The 2471-nt window shown below is 71.4% G+C and carries 4 protein-coding genes; all 4 read right to left on the bottom strand.

What is annotated here, in order from left to right; all coding sequences use genetic code 11:
• Positions 1–15 precede the first annotated feature (15 nt).
• Positions 16–519, bottom strand: coding sequence for a 6,7-dimethyl-8-ribityllumazine synthase (gene ribH, locus B8460_RS15070; RefSeq protein WP_048862427.1), 504 nt, complete (start codon positions 517–519; stop codon positions 16–18).
• On the bottom strand, positions 516–1625 hold the full coding sequence (ribB, locus tag B8460_RS15065) for a 3,4-dihydroxy-2-butanone-4-phosphate synthase (protein WP_048862426.1): 1110 nt from the start codon (positions 1623–1625) through the stop codon (positions 516–518). The genes ribH and ribB overlap by 4 nt, the downstream gene beginning before the upstream one ends.
• The gene (locus B8460_RS15060; RefSeq protein ID WP_048862425.1) at positions 1622–2221 is read right to left on the bottom strand and encodes a riboflavin synthase; all 600 of its coding nucleotides are present in this window, start codon (positions 2219–2221) and stop codon (positions 1622–1624) included. Before B8460_RS15060 ends, ribB begins: the two co-directional genes overlap by 4 nt.
• A partial coding sequence (locus B8460_RS15055) for a RibD family protein (protein ID WP_048862424.1) occupies positions 2222–2471 on the bottom strand: 250 nt, incomplete at its 5' end. It abuts the gene before it with no gap.

Genomic DNA, 2471 nt, shown 5'->3' with positions numbered 1-2471 from the left:
GGCGCGGGCGCTGGCTCACGACGCGTTGCCCGACGCGGCCGCGTCCAGCCGGCGCGCGGCCTGCACCAGACCGAGCGCCGCGACCGCCGCCTCCGCGCCCTTGTTGAAGCCGTCCGCGCCGGCACGCTCCACCGCCTGCTGCTCGGTGTGGACCGTCAGCAGCCCGTTGCCCACCGGCACGCCGTATTGCAGCGCCACGTCCATCAGCCCCCGCATCGCCTCGCGGCAGACATGGTCATAGTGGTCGGTGTCGCCCCGGATGACGCAGCCGAGCGCGACATAGGCGTCGTAGTGGCCGCCCCGCGCCCGCAGCGCCAGGCGGATCGCCTGCGGCAGTTCCAGCGCGCCTGCGACGTCGATGCGGTCATGCGCGGCACCCGCCTGCGTCAGGATGCGCGCCGCACCCGCGGCCAGCCCCTCCACCACGTCCTTGTTATAGGGCGCGCAGACCACCAGCACCCGCGGCGCCGCCCCGTCCACCCGCGGCGCGACCGGCAGCGGGGCGTCGCGCGTGCTCATTTCTCCTCCGTGGGACGCTGATCGACGATATTCAGGCCGTAGCCCTCCAGCCCGATGATGGTCCGGCGGGTGTTCGACAGCAGGATCATGTCGCGCACCCCGAGATCGAGCAGGATCTGCGCCCCGATGCCGTAATCGCGCAGCTCCGGCACCGGGCGGGCGGCGGCGGCGTGGCGGCGGACCCGCTCGCTGAGCGAGGTCGGGCGGGTGTCGCGGATCAGCACCACCACGCCCCGCCCCTCGGCCGCGATCATCCGCATCGCGGCGTGCAGGCTGATCCAGTGCGGCCCGGAGGTCATGTCGTCCAGCAGGTCGATCGCGTGCATCCGCACCAGCACCGGCGCGTCGGTCGTCACGTCGCCCTTCACCAGCGCCAGATGCTCGGCATATTCGACGGTGTTGGCATAGACGAGCGCCCGCCACTCGCCGCCGGCCACGTGATCGACGCGGCTTTCCTCGATCAGCTTCACCAGCCGCTCGGTGCGGCGGCGATAGGCGATCAGGTCGGCGATGGTGCCGAGCTTGAGGTTGTGCCGCTGCGCGAAGGCAACCAGGTCGGGCAGCCGGGCCATGCTGCCGTCGTCGTTCATGATCTCGCAGATCACCCCGGCGGGCGTCAGCCCGGCCATGCGGGCGATGTCCACCGCCGCCTCGGTATGGCCCGCGCGCACCAGCGTGCCGCCCTCGCGCGCCATCAGCGGAAAGACGTGGCCGGGCGTCACGATGTCGGACTGCGTGGTGTCGCCGCGGATCGCCACCGCGATGGTATGGGCGCGGTCATGGGCGGAGATGCCGGTTGTCACCCCCTCCGCCGCCTCGATCGAGACGGTGAAGGCGGTTTGGTGCCGCGTCCCGTTCGACTGGCTCATCAGCGGCAGGCCAAGCTGTTCGCAGCGCGTCTGCGTCATCGCGAGGCAGATCAGCCCGCGCGCGTAGCGGGCCATGAAGTTCACCGCCTCGGGCGTCGCGAACTGCGCGGGGATCACCAGGTCGCCCTCGTTTTCCCGGTCCTCGTCGTCGACGAGGATGAACATGCGCCCGTTGCGCGCCTCCTCGACGATCTCGGCCGGGTCGGCGATGTAGTCGTGCAGCGTCTGCGTCTTCATCGGAACTCCGCTAGCCGGGCGACATAGCGCGCGAGCATGTCGATCTCGATATTGACCGCATCCCCCGCCGCCAGCGCCGAAAATGTTGTCACGGCAGCGGTGTGCGGGATGATGTTGACACCAAATCCGTGCTCGTCGGCCTCGTTGACCGTCAGCGACACGCCGTCCACCGCGACCGATCCCTTCACCGCGACATAGCGCGCCAGCTCCGCCGGCACCGCGAAGCGCCAGCGGTGCGACCCGTTCTCCGGCGTGACGGAGACCGCCGTGCCCAGCCCGTCCACATGGCCCGAAACGATGTGTCCGCCAAGCTCGTCGCCGAGCCGGAGGCTGCGTTCCAGGTTGACCGGCGTGCCCGCCCGCCAGCGCCCGAGCGTGGTGCGGGCCAGCGTCTCGGCCGAGACGTCGGCCGCAAACCAGTCCTCGCCGATCGCCACCGCCGTCAGGCAGCAGCCCGAACAGGCGATGGAGGCACCCATCGCGATCGACGCGGTGTCGGCCCAGGGGGCGGTGATGGTCAGCCGCATGTCCCGCCCGGCGCCGATCGGATCGACCGCGCGGACGCGCCCGAGCGCGGTGACGATACCGGTGAACATTCAGTCTTCCCTCCGCAATTCGGTCAGCATGTCGTCGCCGCACGGCACGGACGCGACGCGGCGGAACCGGGGCATGGCGGCCAGGGACGTGACCCCGAATGCCTGGGCGGCCGGCCAGCCGTCGCCGCCCATGACGGCGGGAGCGTGAAACCAGGCGAGGCGGTCCACCAGCCCCGCGCGCAGCAGGGCAGAGGCGATTTGCGCGCCGCCTTCGACCAGCAGCCGGGTGATGCCGGCGCCGGCCAGGGCC

Origin of the sequence: Acidisphaera rubrifaciens HS-AP3 (assembly GCF_000964365.1) — a bacterium.
Taxonomy (GTDB): domain Bacteria; phylum Pseudomonadota; class Alphaproteobacteria; order Acetobacterales; family Acetobacteraceae; genus Acidisphaera; species Acidisphaera rubrifaciens.
The sequence above is the reverse complement of the archived record's forward strand: the minus strand, read 5'-3'. Positions and strand labels throughout refer to the sequence as shown.